Origin of the sequence: Proteiniclasticum sp., from assembly GCF_003514505.1 — a bacterium.
Taxonomy (GTDB): domain Bacteria; phylum Bacillota; class Clostridia; order Clostridiales; family Clostridiaceae; genus Proteiniclasticum.
Genome location: NZ_DOPX01000009.1, coordinates 76,699 through 93,551, shown reverse-complemented (window position 1 = coordinate 93,551; position 16,853 = coordinate 76,699). Strand labels below are relative to the sequence as shown.

The 16,853-nt window shown below is 43.9% G+C and carries 15 protein-coding genes; 1 reads left to right on the top strand and 14 read right to left on the bottom strand.

From position 1 onward, the window contains the following. Nucleotides 1–21: 21 nt before the first annotated feature. Genes DEF30_RS02290 through DEF30_RS02280 form a run of 3 tightly spaced genes read right to left on the bottom strand, consistent with a single transcriptional unit; the run spans nucleotide 22 to nucleotide 2,171 of the window. The gene (locus tag DEF30_RS02290) at nucleotides 22–381 is read right to left on the bottom strand and encodes a hypothetical protein (RefSeq protein WP_294096080.1); all 360 of its coding nucleotides are present in this window, start codon (nucleotides 379–381) and stop codon (nucleotides 22–24) included. Nucleotides 382–393: 12 nt separating this feature from the next. Beyond that, nucleotides 394–1,815 carry a M56 family metallopeptidase gene (locus tag DEF30_RS02285; RefSeq protein ID WP_294096079.1) on the bottom strand — a complete coding sequence of 474 codons (1,422 nt, stop codon included), beginning with the start codon at nucleotides 1,813–1,815 and terminating at the stop codon, nucleotides 394–396. After that, complete coding sequence (locus DEF30_RS02280; protein WP_294096077.1) at nucleotides 1,812–2,171, bottom strand: BlaI/MecI/CopY family transcriptional regulator; 360 nt, start codon at nucleotides 2,169–2,171, stop codon at nucleotides 1,812–1,814. The genes DEF30_RS02285 and DEF30_RS02280 overlap by 4 nt, the downstream gene beginning before the upstream one ends. A 207-nt stretch (nucleotides 2,172–2,378) precedes the next feature. On the opposite strand from DEF30_RS02280, the gene manA reads away from it, so the two are divergent. Continuing rightward, nucleotides 2,379–3,323, top strand: coding sequence for a mannose-6-phosphate isomerase, class I (manA, locus tag DEF30_RS02275; RefSeq protein ID WP_294096075.1), 945 nt, complete (start codon nucleotides 2,379–2,381; stop codon nucleotides 3,321–3,323). Between the two features lie 96 nt (nucleotides 3,324–3,419). Here the strand turns inward: manA and DEF30_RS02270 are convergent, their stop codons facing one another. The 11 genes from DEF30_RS02270 to DEF30_RS02220 all read right to left on the bottom strand — a co-directional run bounded on the left by DEF30_RS02270 (nucleotide 3,420) and on the right by DEF30_RS02220 (nucleotide 16,776). Then, nucleotides 3,420–4,844 carry a carbon starvation CstA family protein gene (locus tag DEF30_RS02270; RefSeq protein ID WP_294096074.1) on the bottom strand — a complete coding sequence of 475 codons (1,425 nt, stop codon included), beginning with the start codon at nucleotides 4,842–4,844 and terminating at the stop codon, nucleotides 3,420–3,422. A gap of 148 nt (nucleotides 4,845–4,992) precedes the next feature. Beyond that, on the bottom strand, nucleotides 4,993–5,721 hold the full coding sequence (locus DEF30_RS02265) for a LytTR family DNA-binding domain-containing protein (protein ID WP_294096072.1): 729 nt from the start codon (nucleotides 5,719–5,721) through the stop codon (nucleotides 4,993–4,995). Nucleotides 5,722–5,736: 15 nt separating this feature from the next. Then, entirely contained in the window at nucleotides 5,737–7,473 is a 1,737-nt protein-coding gene (locus DEF30_RS02260; RefSeq protein WP_294096070.1) for a LytS/YhcK type 5TM receptor domain-containing protein, read from the bottom strand. A gap of 149 nt (nucleotides 7,474–7,622) precedes the next feature. Continuing rightward, nucleotides 7,623–8,489 (bottom strand): ROK family protein, encoded by an 867-nt coding sequence (locus DEF30_RS02255; protein ID WP_294096069.1) that lies wholly within the window; start codon nucleotides 8,487–8,489, stop codon nucleotides 7,623–7,625. A 17-nt stretch (nucleotides 8,490–8,506) separates the two neighbouring features. After that, a complete protein-coding gene (locus DEF30_RS02250) occupies nucleotides 8,507–9,220 on the bottom strand; it encodes a GntR family transcriptional regulator (RefSeq protein ID WP_294096068.1) in 714 nt (237 codons plus the stop codon). A gap of 107 nt (nucleotides 9,221–9,327) precedes the next feature. Further along, nucleotides 9,328–10,752: a glycoside hydrolase family 1 protein gene (locus tag DEF30_RS02245; protein WP_294096067.1), complete on the bottom strand. Its 1,425-nt coding sequence runs from the start codon at nucleotides 10,750–10,752 to the stop codon at nucleotides 9,328–9,330. 35 nt (nucleotides 10,753–10,787) lie between these two features. Continuing rightward, nucleotides 10,788–13,016: an alpha-galactosidase gene (locus tag DEF30_RS02240; protein ID WP_294096066.1), complete on the bottom strand. Its 2,229-nt coding sequence runs from the start codon at nucleotides 13,014–13,016 to the stop codon at nucleotides 10,788–10,790. Next, the gene (locus DEF30_RS02235) at nucleotides 12,991–13,632 is read right to left on the bottom strand and encodes a hypothetical protein (RefSeq protein WP_294096064.1); all 642 of its coding nucleotides are present in this window, start codon (nucleotides 13,630–13,632) and stop codon (nucleotides 12,991–12,993) included. The genes DEF30_RS02240 and DEF30_RS02235 overlap by 26 nt, the downstream gene beginning before the upstream one ends. A 15-nt stretch (nucleotides 13,633–13,647) precedes the next feature. Beyond that, nucleotides 13,648–14,496, bottom strand: coding sequence for a carbohydrate ABC transporter permease (locus DEF30_RS02230; protein ID WP_294096063.1), 849 nt, complete (start codon nucleotides 14,494–14,496; stop codon nucleotides 13,648–13,650). A 3-nt stretch (nucleotides 14,497–14,499) separates the two neighbouring features. Further along, the gene (locus tag DEF30_RS02225) at nucleotides 14,500–15,384 is read right to left on the bottom strand and encodes a sugar ABC transporter permease (protein ID WP_294096061.1); all 885 of its coding nucleotides are present in this window, start codon (nucleotides 15,382–15,384) and stop codon (nucleotides 14,500–14,502) included. Nucleotides 15,385–15,450: 66 nt separating this feature from the next. After that, nucleotides 15,451–16,776 carry an ABC transporter substrate-binding protein gene (locus tag DEF30_RS02220; RefSeq protein ID WP_294096060.1) on the bottom strand — a complete coding sequence of 442 codons (1,326 nt, stop codon included), beginning with the start codon at nucleotides 16,774–16,776 and terminating at the stop codon, nucleotides 15,451–15,453. Nucleotides 16,777–16,853: the final 77 nt, after the last annotated feature.

Genomic DNA, 16,853 nt, shown 5'->3' with positions numbered 1-16,853 from the left:
ACATGATGCATTCTTTCTTCGTTATTTTTCTCTGCTTTCTTTCAGATAATAGAGATCTTTTCGAAAGGCAAGATAGACCCATATGATGAAATAGACGGGGATGAGAAGCATCAGCAGCGCAAGGTATCCGGACTGCTGAAACATAACAAATCTTCTTCCAGAAAGAAAGATGACAAAAATCAGCATGAGGAGGAACACAAGAAATGCCCCAGCGAACAAAGCTCCGCTCATATCCATCAGATGCTTGCCCATGAACCGGTCCCCTTGCTCTGTTCCCAGGAATACTAGAAAGGCCAGTAAAATGGGACCTGGCCAGGTCCATAGAATATAGGATTTCTGGTCTACTTCTTCTTCTCTTTTCAGGATCTTAATGATTTTCAAATGATTTCCCCCTTAATTCAGAGCTTCTGGTTCGCGGAGTTCAAGTTTTATGAAACGGTCCATCTCAGGATAAACCGGCACCACATCTAAGATAAATCGGTACAGATTTCCTTCCACAAAGTCCTTCACCCGATATCCCGGATAAGAGAAGGATTCTTCTGTTCCATCCCCAGTGTTAAAGACCAGGTAGGTTCTGTCAGTTTCACCATGATAATAGACCTGTTCTAAGCGGTCTTCCACAATCATCTGGTCTCCGGCCACATAGTTTCGCGCTTCAAAAAGGACCATCCCTGTCTTTTCGTCCTTCATCTCCCACTGGACATCACGGAATGTGAGTACTCGGTTTTTATCATAGCCAGCTTCTCTTTCCACGGTGTCCCTCACAACAAACATAAAGTTCTTATATTCATAAACTTTCAGATGGTCTCCGAATACCCTTTCCACTTCCTTGGGCTGGATTTGGTACTCTATTTTGACTGGCTGCTGCTCTTCTGTTTCTAGGATTTCATCTATGATCTCCGCAGATGGCTTCATCACTGGGTTTGTCAAAAGCAGTACCGCTGATATGCCCAAAAGCATCAAGGAGAACACCCTGATCCACTTTTTCGGTTTTTTATACTGAAGGATATTCCGGACTCTTCCCTTAAGATCTCCAGCGGAATACCCCGCGAGAAGCAACGGATCCGGTTTTCTCATTTCAAGACTGAGCAGGGTCTCTATATAGGCTTTGTGCTGAGCCTTCTCCATGTTTTTCAGGACGGCCTCATCACAGGACTGCTCCATATCCCGGACCATGAAGACGAAAGAAATAAAGAGGATGGGATTGAACCAATGAATCAGAAGTATCAGATAAGAAAGGGCCTTGATCAGAGGATCCTGTCTTCTCAAATGTTCTTTCTCATGCTCAATGATATGAATACTTTCGATGCTGCTTAAGTTTTTTGGAAGGTATATCCTGGGACGTATGATCCCATAGGCAAAGGGTCTTTTTATCTCATTGCCCGTGAAAATCTCACCGGATATCCGTTTTGCTCCCTGGATCTTTCTTCGGATTTTCCATAGACTGCCGATAAAGTGAAGAAAAAGGATTCCAAGGACACCGTAGTAAACTGCGGCTAAAATATCAACCAGTACGAGATCCTTTACGAGGGACGCCTTGTCTCCCAGAAACAGTACCGGGACCTCAATGAAGGTTTCTGTGGTCTCCATGGTGATGCTTTCTTGGGCTCTTTCTGCCACAAGAGTCTCTGGCAGGATGCTCACAGGACTGTTGATGCCAACAGGAAGGAGCAGACGAAAAAGCAGAATGCTCCATAAAGCATAGGAAAAGATTTTCGGAAACCTCTTCAGAAGCATTCTCACAAAGAAGATCCAAAGAGCCACATAAGATGCCTGAATCGAAAGGCTGAGGATGGCGATGAACAGCTCTCTCATCCGTTTTCCTCCTCCATCATTTTTCGTATTTCGGCAAGCTCTTTCTCCGAAAGCTTCCTCTCTCCTGTGAAAGAAGCCAGAAACGATGGAAGAGAACCTTGAAAGAACCGGTCCAGAAAGTCTTTGCTTTCGGCGTAGAGCGCTTCTTCTCTGGATATCAACGCACTGACCGTTGCTTCTTCATTTCTCAAAAATCCTTTGTGCACCAATTTTCTTAACACGGTATAGGTTGTGGATTTTTTCCAGCCGAGGGTTTCCTCTGCTTTTTTCACAAGTTCCGTGGAGTTGATGGGTTCATGCGCCCAAATAATATCCATCAGATTATATTCTGCTTCAAAAAGTTTATATGCACTCATACAGATCCTCCTCCTTTTTTCTATAAGTTTATCATAATAAACCTCTCTTCACAACAACAGATTCTGAATTTTCTGCACGCATTCTGGCATTTCTATTCCTTCATCCCAGAAGCTATGCAGTTTTGATTTCTTCGTTTCAACTTCCAGCCCATTTACGTTATAATGAGAGAGACTTATGAATTTGAAATATCGAAAACGAGGTGCCGTATGCAGGATATATTAAAACTAAAACCCATCTTCCAGGAAAGAATCTGGGGTGGAAGAGCCTTAGAAGAGTACTTTGGATATGAGATTCCCAGCGATACCACCGGTGAATGCTGGGCAATCTCCGCTCACAGAAATGGAGACTGCCTCATTGAGAATGGAGAATTGGCGGGAAAGAAGCTGAGTGAAGTCTATAAAAGCCATAGAGACCTTTTTGGCAGGATCAATTCTCCTGTATTTCCTCTACTCACGAAGATTCTGGATGCCAAAAACGATCTCAGTGTGCAGGTCCATCCCGATGATGAGTATGCCATGCAAGTGGAAAATGACTTAGGAAAAACAGAATGCTGGTATATTCTTGATTGTGAAGAGGGCGCGGAGCTCATCTTCGGACATACCGCAAGAACAAGAAAAGAACTGGAAGAAATGATACAAAGGGGAAACTGGGACAGGCTCCTGACTCGCGTCTCCATTCAGCCTGGGGATTTCTTCTACGTGCCCTCAGGGACCATCCATGCGCTCTGTAAAGGAACGCTGGTTCTGGAAACCCAGCAGTCCTCTGACACCACCTACCGGGTTTATGACTATGACCGTGTGGATGATGAAGGGAAGAAGAGAGATCTTCATATCGAGTCCTCCATTAAAGTGGCCATGGTGCCCCATGTCGGCACTCGAGTGCACCCAACGGTACAGGAAGAAGAAAATCTCACCATCACCCACTATGTGGACTCCACCTTCTTCACAGTGGAAAAGTGGGATGTTCATGGAGAATCAGACAAGAAGCTTCCTGGATTCACCTTGGTCAGTATCCTTACCGGAGAAGGCACCATGAATGATCTTCCAATTAAAAAAGGAGACCATTTCATCTTGACAGAGGCTAAAGACACGGTGAAACTAGAGGGACAGTTCACCGCCATGGTGTCCTGGATTGCTAAAATAAAGTGCTGAAACCTCTAAGAAAAATAACAAGACCTGCTTTCATGAAGGACTCCCTTCATGAGTAAGCAGGTCTTTTGCTATGGAAAACTAATGGATAACGATGATTTAAGCTGCTTTATCAGCCTTCTGGTCTTTCTTCAGCACACTGGCCTTCAAGAAGAATCCGAGGCATCCCAGTGCAAAGACGATACCCACTGGGTAAGCAATGGAAGTGCTGAGCTTGAAGCCTTCAGGTGCCATCAGAATGTAAGTCATACTTACTGCTGACATGAAGGTCGCAGGAATCGCAGCCAGCCAGAAATTCTTTGCGTTTCTGTACAGATACATAGCAGCCAGCCATAATGCCATCATGGCTAAGGTCTGGTTACTCCAGGAGAAGTATCTCCAGATCATCTGCACATCCATCTGTGTAAGGATTGCACCAACACCAAGAATTGGAAGTGTCAGAAAGAATCTCTTCTTTGTGTCTTTCTGGTCAATGGCAAACCAGTCTGCAATGACAAGTCTAGCACTTCTGAATGCTGTGTCTCCTGAAGAAATCGGACAGGCAATAACACCGATCATGGCGATGACTGCGCCTATTGGCCCGAGGAGCGTGGAGGTAATTTGATATACAACAGGTCCTTGTCCGCCAAGCTCTGTTAATGCCGCCTGAAGTCCACCTGTGGTTTCATAGAATGCCACACCAGCAGCAGCCCAAATAAGAGCGATGACACCTTCAGCCACCATGGCTCCGTAGAATATCTTTCTTCCGTCTTTCTCTGTATTCATGCATCTAGCCATAATAGGTGACTGGGTTGCATGGAATCCGGAGATGGCTCCGCAAGCTACTGATACGAACATCATAGGCCAAATTGGTGTACCCTTTGGGTGAAGATTGGATAAGGTGATTTCTGGAATATGGTATCCTTGGAAAAGGATTCCGCCAATAACTCCAAGTGCCATAAAAATCAGGCTTAATCCAAATATTGGATATATTTTACCGATGATCTTATCAACAGGAACAAACGTCGCAATAAAGTAGTAAATGAGAATCACAACCAGCCAGAACACCTTATCCAGACTGTCAGGTGTCAGCATGGCAAGAAGTGCCGCAGGACCTGTGGAGAAAGCCACACCAACCAGTACAAGAAGCACTACTGAGAACACTCTCATGACCTGCTTCATGCCAGTTCCAAGATAAATACCCACAAGCTCGCCAATGCTCTTTCCTTCATGTCTCATGGAGATCATTCCGGTCAGATAGTCATGGACACCACCCGCAAAGATTGTACCAAAGGTGATCCATAAAAATACAGATGGACCCCATAAGGCTCCTGCAATGGCACCGAAGATTGGTCCAAGACCTGCGATGTTCAGAAGCTGAACAAGAAATACACGCCACATAGGCATTACAACATAGTCTGAGCCATCCGCCAGAGCAACCGCAGGCGTCACTCTATCATCAGGTCCGAACTGCCGTTCCACATACCTGCCGTAGAGTGCATAACCAGCGATGAGAACAAAAAGACAAATAAAAAATGATACCATGAATAAATCCTCCTTCATCCTAGTTCAAATGTCTTTATAGGCCTTAAAGACATTTCCTTGATTCTCATGGTATCACTTTGTTTCATTTTAGAATCCGTTTTCTGTAAAGGTTATCATAATCAGTGGGTGAAATGCAAAAATTACGGTGTCAAATGCAAAGTTCTTCTCTCAGCTCCTTGATGATCTTTCTGCTCACCGGTAAAACTACATCTTTCAGTCCTGTGAGCTTCACCGAATAGGTGCCATGAAACCAGGGAGCAATCTCAGACACATAGCGGAGATTGACGATGTAACTCTTCTGAATCCTGAAAAACCCCTTGTCTTTTAAACGCTCTTCGTAGTAGTTCAGTGTATTGTGATCTTCAAAATCTCCACTCTTTGTATGGATGACACAAACTCTGTTCTGGGATTCTATGTATATCACCTCGGATAGATCCACCATCAGGGTTTTCTTTTCTAAAGTCACAGGAATCTTCTGAAAAGATTTTCGCTTCGGCTCTTCCTCTTCCTCTTTTCTGTCTTTTTTCACATGATACCGCTCCAGCATCTGTTTTACTTTTTCTCCCGAAAAAGGCTTCAGAAGATAATAAAGCGCTTCCACTTCAAAAGCCTTTTCCGCATAGGTGCTGAGAGCTGTGGCAAAGACTATTTCCGTCTCCGGCATTTTCTTCCTGGCCATGTACGCCAGTGCAGAGCCACTGATATCTCCCAGGTTCATATCTATGAGAAGTAGATCAAAGTTCTCTTTCTTCAGCACTTCCAGAGCTTCTTCTCCTGAAGAGATTTCAGTGAACTCCGCTTCTTCCTCATAAAGACCAACGAGATACTTCAATTCACTTCTGGCGGGTTTTTCATCATCTATGATGGCGATTCTCATTCTCTTCTTCCTTTCCTATGCAAATACTGGTGTATACTCTTTTTCCATCACTTTGGGCAGCGTGATGGTGACCTTGGTGCCTTCTTCTCCCGTTTGGATCTTAAGCCCACGATCTTTGCCATAAAGATAACGAAGTCTCTTCTCCACATTGAACAGACCAATGGAAAACTCCTTGGTTTCTCCCTCTCTCAGCGCTTCCAGCACTTTCTCTGGAATGCCCTGTCCATTGTCTTTAATAGAGATTTCCACATCCTCTCCAATACTCTCCACAGAGATATGGACAATTCCCTTCTTCCTTTTCATGGCTCCATGTAAAATGGCATTTTCTACTATGGGTTGAAGGATGAGACAAGGAACCTTCATTTTCAAGTGATCCTCAATGGAAAGTGTCACTTCCAGACGATCTTCAAATCTTGCTTTTTCAAGTTCCAGATACGCATTGACATATTCCAGCTCCTCATAAATGCTCACAAAGCCATCTTGGGTCTTGATGCTGTTTCTGAAATAGGCTGCCAGGGCAATGAGAAGATCTCTTGCTTTCTCCGGTTTTTCTCTGGTAAATGCAGAAATGGTGTTCAGAGAGTTGAATATGAAGTGCGGATTGATTTGGGACTGCAGTGCCCGGTACTCCACTTTATGAAGCAGCGCCTTCTGATGGTCCAGTTCTGCTAAGTCATACTGCACAGAGAAAAACTGGGTCAGTCCCTCTACAAACTCTTTGCCCGTGGGGATGCTGAAACCCGTCTTGCTGCTGACCACAATGAGCGTCCCCAGGGTTTCCCGATTTTTGAAAATGGGGGATCCCATATAGACTTTGCTTTTTCCAAAAAGCTCTCGCTTACCTGAAGTCCCCGAGCTCTCATAGAGAAAGCTGGACTTCTCTTCATAGATCTTCTTGGCAAAGGTTTCCAGAACCATAAGATCCTTCTGGTTCAGTTCCCCATATGTTGTCAACAGCTTCTCTCCCTGGGTGAACACAGCGGCCTGATGACCCGAGTGGGTCACAATGGTTTTGGCAATCTCAAAAAGGCTCTCTTTGTCATAGGTGCCTTTGGCAAGATACGGCAGACATTTTCTCGTGATTTCAAAGGTCATGGTGGTGTTTTTCCCAATCTCATAAGCCTGCTCTGTGAAGATGCTCTTAAAGATGCTCATAAAAAATACCATACCCACGGAGTTGAACATGACCATGGGCACAAAGATTGCGCGAACCAGCGTATATGCCATATCAAAAGGCCGAGCGATGAGAAGGATCAGCGCCATCTGCAGAAGCTCCGCAGCAAAGGTCAGAAGAAACACATGGGACTCCTGGTAGCCTTTGGCCTTGATTCTCGTGTAGAAAAAAGCAGAAAGCACCCCCTCTGCCATGGTGGAAATGGCGCAGGAAAGGGCTGTGAGTCCACCCACATCGCTGAAGTAGCGGTGAAGCCCTGCAATGACAGACGCTCCGATGCCCACCACAGGTCCACCGATGAGCCCCCCCGCCATGACGCTGATGACTCTAGTGTTTGCAATGGCTCCAGAGACCTCATAACCTGTGATGGTGGAGACAATCCCCATGACGCCAAAGAGGGCCATGAGAAAAACCTGTTCACTCAGTGTCTTCTTCTCTCCCGTGATAAACCGTTTGGTGATGGAAAACTGGGTCAGAAGCAGTGCCAGAATCACCAATAACCCAATATTCAATATAACACTTCGTATAATTTCAAGATCCATGATCAAAGCGGAATCGCCCCCATAAAATATTCTCAAGTCCTATTGTACCTCAAAACCATTTCTTTGAGTACCAAGGATATCGGAAGAATTTTCATAGAGACCTCCTAGTAAGTCGTTCTAAGGTTCAAAGAGAAACCTTCCCGCAAAAAGAGAGCAGAAAGTTTCTCTGCTCTCCAAATAAGTCACTATTTCCTGGATTCTCTGAAATGGATGGCAGCTCCAATCAGATTGGCTTCACTTCTGAATGCGCAGGGGACCAAATTTATCTCAAGTCCCTCTGCTCCTCTCTTCTTTATGTAAAATTCCACCTTTTCTTGGAGTCTCGGTACCAAATCTTCCCGTTTTGAGAGTCCTCCACCTATGATAACAAGATCGGGATTAAAAGCTACTGAAAGATTGAAGATTCCACGGGAAAGGCTATCTAGAAGATTTTCTACATGTTTCTTCGCCAGTTCTTCACCTGCATCAGCTCTCCGAAAAACTTCGCTGCCCTCTGATGATTCCCCTTTTTCAAGACTGTATCTCTCTGCCATCTGCACCGGGCTTCCCAGTTTACTTAACGTATCTTCTCCTTGGATCATCATATAGCCAAACTCACCTCCAAAAAGATTTCTGCCTTTATGGAGTTTTCGGTTTAGGATCACTCCACCACCAATACCTGATCCAATGACCATAAACAGTATATTTTCTGACTCTTTTGCAGCACCTTCATAGAGTTCTGCAAGAGCAGCGCAGTTCGCATCATTCTCCAGTGATACTGGTACTCCGAATAGATCTTCAAGATCCTTTTTAATATCAAAATTGTGAATATAAGGCACAGCACTGAGTCCACCGATAATTCCCAATGTACTCTCAACTGCTCCTGGAGCGCTGATAGCGACTCCCTCTAAATCCTTATCCTTTTTCATTCTCATAAATATATCTGACAGTTCACTCTTCATTACTGCATATGAATCTGGGGTTACAAAGGAGCCTGTGTCCGCTAAGCCATCCCGTCCATAATATCCGTATTTAACACTTGAACCTCCGATATCAATCACTAATAAACTCATGATTTCTCCTCGTTTTCTCAATTTCTGGTCAGTACAATTTCGATGGAGTATTCATCCCATCTGTGAACCGAGATCGAATATTCAAAAGCTGCACCTGTATCCAAATATCCCACCTGCTCTGCTACTGCCACTGGGTCTCCTTTTTCCAGACATAACTCTTCTGCTTCAAAATCAGAGGCTTTTCTCACAGAAACAGTACGATGTGCACTCTGAAGCTTCAGTTTCAGTTCATTCTCAAGATACTCATAGATAGAGGCTTTGATATTTTTTTCTTTTAACCCTGGAATGAGATCGATGGGCATATACATCTTCTCCATAACTTTGGGTTTATCATCCACGTACCTCACACGATATATATCATAAACAAAGGTATCCCAGGGAAGATTGAGCTTTTTCGCCACATCCTCTGGCACACGGATTACAGAAAAATTAAGGACTTTACTGACCACTTCTTTTCCTGCATTGATGGCTGTGGTTCCTCTGAACTGATTGGCCATCATGATTTTCTCCATCTCTTCCATGTTAAGATCTTTCACGAATGTGCCTGCGCCGCGGCGCTTGATGATCAGACCTTCTGTCACCAGCATATCCAACGCCTTTTTCACAGTCATTTTGCTTGCTCCATAGAACTCACACAGATCTTTTTCAAAGGGAATCTGCTCGTTGGCCTTGAACTCCCCCTTCAGTATTTTATTACGTAAATCATTGGAGATAATCACATACTTTTGCATAGGACACCTTCTTTCCTGAATTATCCGCATTTTGCATACGAAATTAAAAGTCTATACTTAGTATAACAAAAGTTTTCACTCCATGACAGTTGAAACTCAAGGATTTTCTAGAAAGGTGACACAAATCCTTCTGGAAGTGTCATCGAATTCTCGTCCGCTACTGTTCTGAACCAGAAACCCGACTTCTTAATGGTCTTCACCTGGGTGTGGATATTATTGGAAATCATGCCATAACGATTTCTGTAGGCATTCTTCCAGGACCAGCAGTCAATGGGCGTCCAAAGATGATAGCCAAAGCAGTTGGATCCTTCTTCAATTCCCTTATGAAGCCAGTAGAGGTGCTCCATGATAAATTGGATACGGTAATTATCCTCAATAATCCCATCTTTTCCGAGATATCTCTCTTCTCTGGAAACCCCCATCCCATTTTCAGAAACGAACCACTTAATGTTTCCGTAGTTGTCTCTCACATTGACGGCAATATCAAAGAGAGCTTTAGGATAGATTTCCCACCCTTTATCCACATTCATTCGTCTACCTGGCATCTCATATTCCTTAAAATATTTGGTAGGCATCCAGTCCACGGTTAAACTGTTGGGGGAAATATCTGGTCTCATGACCCGATGAGGATGATAGAAGTTCACGCCTAAAACATCAATGGTATTTTCTTTGAAAATCTTCTCTTCCTCTTCTGTTCCTTCCCATAAGACGCCATCTTTTCTAAGTACTGAAACCAGCTCTTCTTTAAAGGTACCTTTCACGGAAGCATCCAGGTAGAAATCATTCATCCAAAGGTTTGCAAAATGTGCTGCCTTAAGATCTTCTTCCTCTTCTGTCGCCGGATAGTTCGGTGTGAGATTAAGAATGATTCCGATTTCGCCTTTCTGCTTTTCTTTAAACTCTTTGTTGTACACTTCCACAGCTTTTGCAGAGGCTAAGGCAATGTTATAGGCCACTTGCACTGCTTTTTTCCCATTCACTTCCAGAGGATAATGGAACTCATAAAGGTATCCGCCATCCACCACCACCATGGGTTCATTGAAAGTGAAGAAAGACTTTACCCGATCTCCAAAATGGTGGAAACAAGCTCTGGCAAACTTCACATAGAGCTCCACCACATGTTTATTCTCCCATCCACCGTACTGGTGCTGAAGTTCTACAGGAAGATCGAAATGAAAAAGATTCATCACGGGAGTTATCCCAAGAGCCAACGCTTCATCAATGACTGCACTATAAAATCGGACTCCCTCGTCGCTGACTGTTCCTTTTTCCAGGTCTTCCATGAGCCTCGTCCACTGTATAGAGGTACGGAAGGAATTAAGACCGATTTCCTTCATCATAGCAAGGTCTTCTCTATAGCTGTTGAAGAAATTGGAGGCGGTGTCAGGTCCTACCTGATCATAAAATGCGTGAGGATCTATCTCATACCAATAATCAAAAACATTGGCATGCTTTTTCATAAATCTGCCTTCACTCTGCGGTCCTGAGGTGGCTGCACCCCACCAAAAATTCTTTGGAAATTCTAATCTCATTTGTTCTATCTCCTATCACACATAATACTTCATTCTTAGACCTGCTTGAGATGAATCACTTTACTGTGAAAATCTCCTGGCAGCGTCCTGCCCCAGTAAGACTGAGCACGTCCGATATAATTCTCTCCGAGAAGGATCCCCACTTCCATGAGTTCATCCCCTGGTCTTGTAGACCCTTTATCTATTTGATAAACCCCTTCTGCATAAAGACCTTTCAGTCGGATACGCCTATAAGGCTTATTCGGCGAAGCCAGCACCTCATAAATGCCTAAAAGTGCTTCCTTCTGATCTTTTGAAACTACCATCCAAGCAGTAATATTTTTTTCAAAAGGACTGGACAATCTGTAGAAATCTCCTGTCAAAAGAAGATTCTGATGCTTATTCCTAAATGCAATCTGGATTCTTATTTCTTCCTTTTCCTTTTCAGTAAACTCCATGGGATTCAGCTCATAGCCAGAAGTGCCGAATAGTGCCACATCTCCTCTCATAGTAAGAGAGGTAATTCTTGCTACCTGATGGTTCGGCACCTGACTCACATGGCTTCCAAGACATGAAATAGGATAGACTAAAGAAGCGCCATATTGAATTTTCAGCCTCTCCACAGCATCGGTGTCATCACTCAGCCAGATCTGAGGAGAGAAATACAGCATACCCGGATCAAACCTCCCACCGCCGCCGGCACAGGCTTCTATAAGAAGGTCTGGGTACTTTTCAAGGATCATTTCGTAGAGGCGGTACACCCCAAGAATATACCGATGAAAAAGCTCACCTTGATGTTTTTTCCCAAGGTGCTCCACATACCCTTCCGAAATATATCGGTTCATATCCCATTTGAGATACGCAAGATTGCTTTTTTCGAGGATCTTATCCATTTGTCTGAAGATTTCCTCCACCACATCAGGATTCGAAAAGTCCAGCACATACTGATTTCTGCCATGGGATATATTCTTCTTCGGATGGCCGATGATCCATTCCGGATGTTCTTGATATAAAGGAGTATCTTTATTCACCATCTCCGGTTCAAACCAGAGTCCAAAAGAAAGCCCCAGATCTCTAATCTTTTTTGAGAGACCTTCCATCCCAGAAGGAAGCTTCTTTGGATCTTCCTTCCAGTTCCCAAGAGAGGAATTGTCGCTATTTCGATTTCCAAACCATCCATCATCCAGAACAAAAAGCTCGATGTCCATCTCTTTTGCTTCCTTGGCCATGGAAAGGATCTTCTCTTCGGTGAAGTCAAAGTAGGTGCCTTCCCAGCTGTTTAGAAGGAGCGGTCTTTTCCTCAGTGCCCATTCTTTTCGGATGAGATGCTTTCTGAAGAGATTGTGAAACCCACGGCTCATACCTCCTATCCCCTCTTCACTGAAGACCAGTACTGCTTCAGGGGTGGTGAAGTGCTCTCCTTTTTTCAGTATCCAGGAGAAGTTTCTTGGATTGATGCCCATCATGGCTCTAGTGACCTCATAGGAATCCACCTCCACCTGACCTAGAAAATCTCCACTGTAGAGAAAGCTCAGACCATAAACGCGTCCTGTCCCTTCTCCAGCATCCTTCTCCAGAAGTGCGAAGAACGGATTGTGAATATGACTGGACGCACCTCTGGTACTCCCGATGGAGGTGATGCCCCTTCCGAGGTCCTTTCTTTCCATCTGCATCTCTCTTGCCCAGGCACCATGAAGGTGAACAAAATCAAAATTTCCTTCTGGAAGATCAAGTGATATACTCATTAGTCTTTCTATCGTCACCTCCTCTTCACCAAGATTCTGAATTTCACTATGCCTGATGAGGACAGGATGATCTTTTAAAATGCTGTACGAAAGAAGAAGCGAAAGTTTGCTGTATCTATCCCGAAGCTCCACCACAAGAGTTTCCCCTTCCTCCTCATTACAGAAGGTATGGGGCATGCCAGAGAGCCTTGGTTTCCCTTTCATGGTGTAATGGCTGTGGTAGGCAAAATGAGAGATGGTATCTCCATCCTCATAGCGAATACTGACGCCAGGTTCCCTGAAGTCTGTAGTGCCATATACGGGCATCTCCTGTTTCACGTGCTCAAGAGAAGTCAGAAGACTGCCTTCCAGAAGATTATTCGATGGTCGGACCTCGCGCTCCAGAAGATGGTTATAAGAAGGTTGAGGTCTCAGTGCCTTTCCGGTATACAGCTGCTCCAAAACTCCTGTATCTTCCATGACTCTGAAAATATAGCTGATTTTTCCATTGGTGAGGTGAAATTCCAGATTCTCCTCATGGATGTGGATCATTGTCTTCATAAGGGCTCCTTTCATCGCTTTCTGCGGATCTTACAAGGGTCAACTCAACTTCTTTATCTTCTTCAGAAAACTGTGTCCTTCCTTTCAGGTACAGATAAAGGAAAAGACCCGGAAGCAGCACAGCCGTAGTCACCGGATGCACAAAAGAGAGCAGATATCCTGAAAAACTGAGTAAAAAATAAAAGAAGGAAGCTTTAGGCTTTAGAAATATTCTCTGGAAGGCCATTGCCATCTGCATCTTCCCAATCTTTCTCCTTTCTTCTGATAAAAGCATCAGAAGATACGTTGTAAAAAAGATAAAATAAAGCAAAGAAACCATATAGAGAAGAAGGTTCATAGCAGAACCCCTTCTTGCCATACCTCTTGCAGCGAAGAGTGTACAAAGAAGAAAAAGAGACCACAGAAAAGACAGCAACCTATTATGGGCAATCTTAAGAGGTCTTTTGTCTACTTCTGACCACCCGTAGTCTTCTGCTTTCTCCATTCCTTTCAGGAGGCCATGAAGAACACCAAAAACTCCGCCGTGCATAAAGGATACGAGGATCATGGTGAGAGAGATTTCTGCCATTTCATAGATTTTATCCACAAAAAGAAAAAGTTTTGATTTCTTTTCCATTGGTTCTCCTTTCGATTACTTCACAGAACCTGCTACCCCGTTATAGATATACTTCTGCAAAAAGAGGAACAAGAGCAGAATTGGTAGAATCACAATCATCACCCCTGCAAGGATCACCGGCCAGTTAGTGCCGTAGGGACCTTTGAAAGCAAACAGCGCAGTGGAAATCACTTTAAGATCTCTACTTGGCATATAGAGAAAAGGGTTATAAAAGTCGTTATAAACACCCACGCCACTGATGATCAGCATGGTAACAATGGGCGCTTTCAGATTCGGTAAGATCACATGCCAGAAAATCTGAAAATAAGATGCTCCGTCAAGATATGCCGCTTCATCCAGAGAAATCGGAATCTCATCCAGATACTGCATAAAGATATATAGGGAGATGACATCTGTTCCAAGGTTCAGAAGAATAACAGACCAGATGGTATCATAAAGCCCCATCCCCACGATAATCTGGAAGGTGGCCACCTGACTGGTGATGGAGGGAATAAGCATCGCCGTCATAAAAAGAGCCAGGATGAGCTTTTTGAATTTGAAGTCAAAGCGGTTGAACGCATAAGCGAACATAGAGCTTAAGGTAAGCTTTCCCACCATACTGATGATGAAGATAAAGAAGGTGTTCTTAAAGCCTATAAGCATCTGACCGTCAACAAAAGCGGTCTTGTAGTTGCTGAAATCCAAGGACTTGGGTAGAGAAAGCACACTGCTTGTAAGAAACTCCTCATTGGATTTCATAGAGCCTATGAGTACCACCAGAAGGGGCAGTAATGCGACGATGGCACCAATGGTCAGTACAGTATACTTAAAGATACTGCCAGGCGTAATCTTCACCTTTTTCTTTTTCCTTTTTTGATCCTTCACAATTTACCCTTCCTTTCTTTCCCGTACTGCATATCTCTGAATGAGGGTGACCACCACAACAATGATGAGCAGGATCACAGCCATGGCTGATGCAAGCCCTGTCTTATTGTACTTGAATGCGGTGTTGATGGTCTGAATGACAAAAGTCATGGTGCCGTTGGATCCTCCTGTCATGATATAAGGAATATCGAAGACACTTAATGAACCACTGATCCCCAGAATAATATTGAGGAATATGATATTCTTGATACTTGGAACGATGATATATTTGAACTCATCCCAGCGACTGGCTCCATCAATCTGCGCAGCCTCATAGATTTCAGGACTTACAGACTGAATGGCCCCCAAGAAAATAAGAAAATTAAAACCTGTATATCTCCATACTGAAGTGAAAGCCAGGGATATATTGTTGATCGAACGGTCTCCCAGCCAGAGCTGAATCATATGATCAAGGCCAAGAAAGCTTAAGACAGAGTCTAGTGTTCCGCCTCCTTTATAGAAGTAAAGGAAAATGAACCCAATGGCTACACCATTCAACAGATAAGGGAAAAAGAGAACTCCTTTCCACAGGTTCTTGAACTTCACCTTGAAAGATAGAAGTGTAGCAAAAAGAAGAGCAATGCCGAGCTGAAAAAAAGTCGCTATGAAATAGTAGAGACTTGTTTTAAACACCGTAAAATAGTTCGGATTCGTCATGACCGTCTTGTAGTTTTCAAGCCCCACAAAGTCAGGATTTGGTGTGATCCCATTCCAGTTGGTCAGTGAATACTGAAACATTCTGACCAAGGGATAATAGGAGAACAATACCAGAAGACTCACAGGGATGAATGTAAACAAAAAGATCAGGATGCGCTTTTCTGTCTTTTTGCTGATTCTATATTTCTTCAAAACCTTTCCCTCCATTTATAAACAGGCGCTACTTCTTTTTATGAAGGAGCGCCTGCAATAAGTTCCTTAGTTGCTGCTGAACTTCTTAACAGCGTCAGCCCAGCGTGTATTGTACTCGTTCATGATATCTTCAAACTTTTCATTGCTGTTGCCCACTGCAGCATCAATGATTCTCTGCTTCTCAAGGTCTGTGGACCCCACTCCCAGTTCAGCTTCATTGTTCACATCAGAGAAAAGGGATTCCTTTCCAGCTGGTGCTGGATTCTCTTCCAAAAGGATAACACCTGCGTCCTGGCTTGCTTTCAGTGCTGGTGGATATTCTCCGCCCTTCAGTGCTGGTAGTCCACCATTTTCAACTGCGTATGCAGATTCGTCGATGAGCCAGTCAAGGAGCTTTCTTGCAGCTTCCTTATGCTCAGAGTTCACATTGATGGCAAGGTTATAGTCTCCACCAACACCCATATACTGTTTTCCATCTGCTGCTGTGACAGGGAAGGTCTGGAAAGTGATATCATCCGCATTTTCAGGAACAATGGCCTGTACCTGTGGTACTGCCCAGCTGCCGAGAACCATCACACCAATCTTTCCATTTGCCATATCCACTTTGGACTGCTCCCAGTCAGATGTGGTTGGATCCGCTTCGATGAGTCCCTTTTCAGCAACCTGGAATAATACATCATAGATGGTATGCATGGTATCGCCCTTTTCAAAAGGAGCTTCGTCCTGTGCCATCTTGGTGGTCACATCTGGATCTCCAGATACACCAGTTCTCACAAAATCCCAGTTGGACAGTGTCCAGCCTGCAGCATAGTTTGTGTAAAGAGGAATCACATCAGGATTCTTTTCCTTGATGGTTTCCAGCGCCTTGACAAACTCTTCCGGTGTCTTTGGGAACTCATTGATTCCCGCATTCTGGAATACTTTCATATTAACAACCATACCGGTGGCATTAAGCTGTGTTGGAATTCCATACTGAACCCCTTCAAAAGATCGGTCATTGAGACCCATATACTTTTCAGACAGCTCCTCTTTCTGGCCCAGTGGTTCAAAAAATAGTGCATAGTCTTGTGGGCTAATGTCTGCAGGCAGCATGAGCAAATCCCCATACTCCTTGGTGTTCATTCTAGTCTTCATCTGACCGGCATAATCAGTGATGGTCTGGATTTCTACTTTAATGTTTGGGTGAACTTTATTGAATTCTGCCATATACTCATCCCACTTGCCGTTGGTCTCCCAATCCGTCTTGTGGTTGATGAAGGTGATGGTCTCCACTTCCCCTTCTGCACCTGGAGTCTCTGGATCCTTTGGTGCGCTGCTATTTCCGCAGGCGGATAGAAGCATGGATGTGACTACAGTCAATGATGCTAAAGCAAAAATTGATCTTTTTTTCATTACATGTCCTCCTAGACAAAATATCGTTTACAGGTTTATATTAGCACTTTTAAATTTAAATGTATATACTTTTAAAT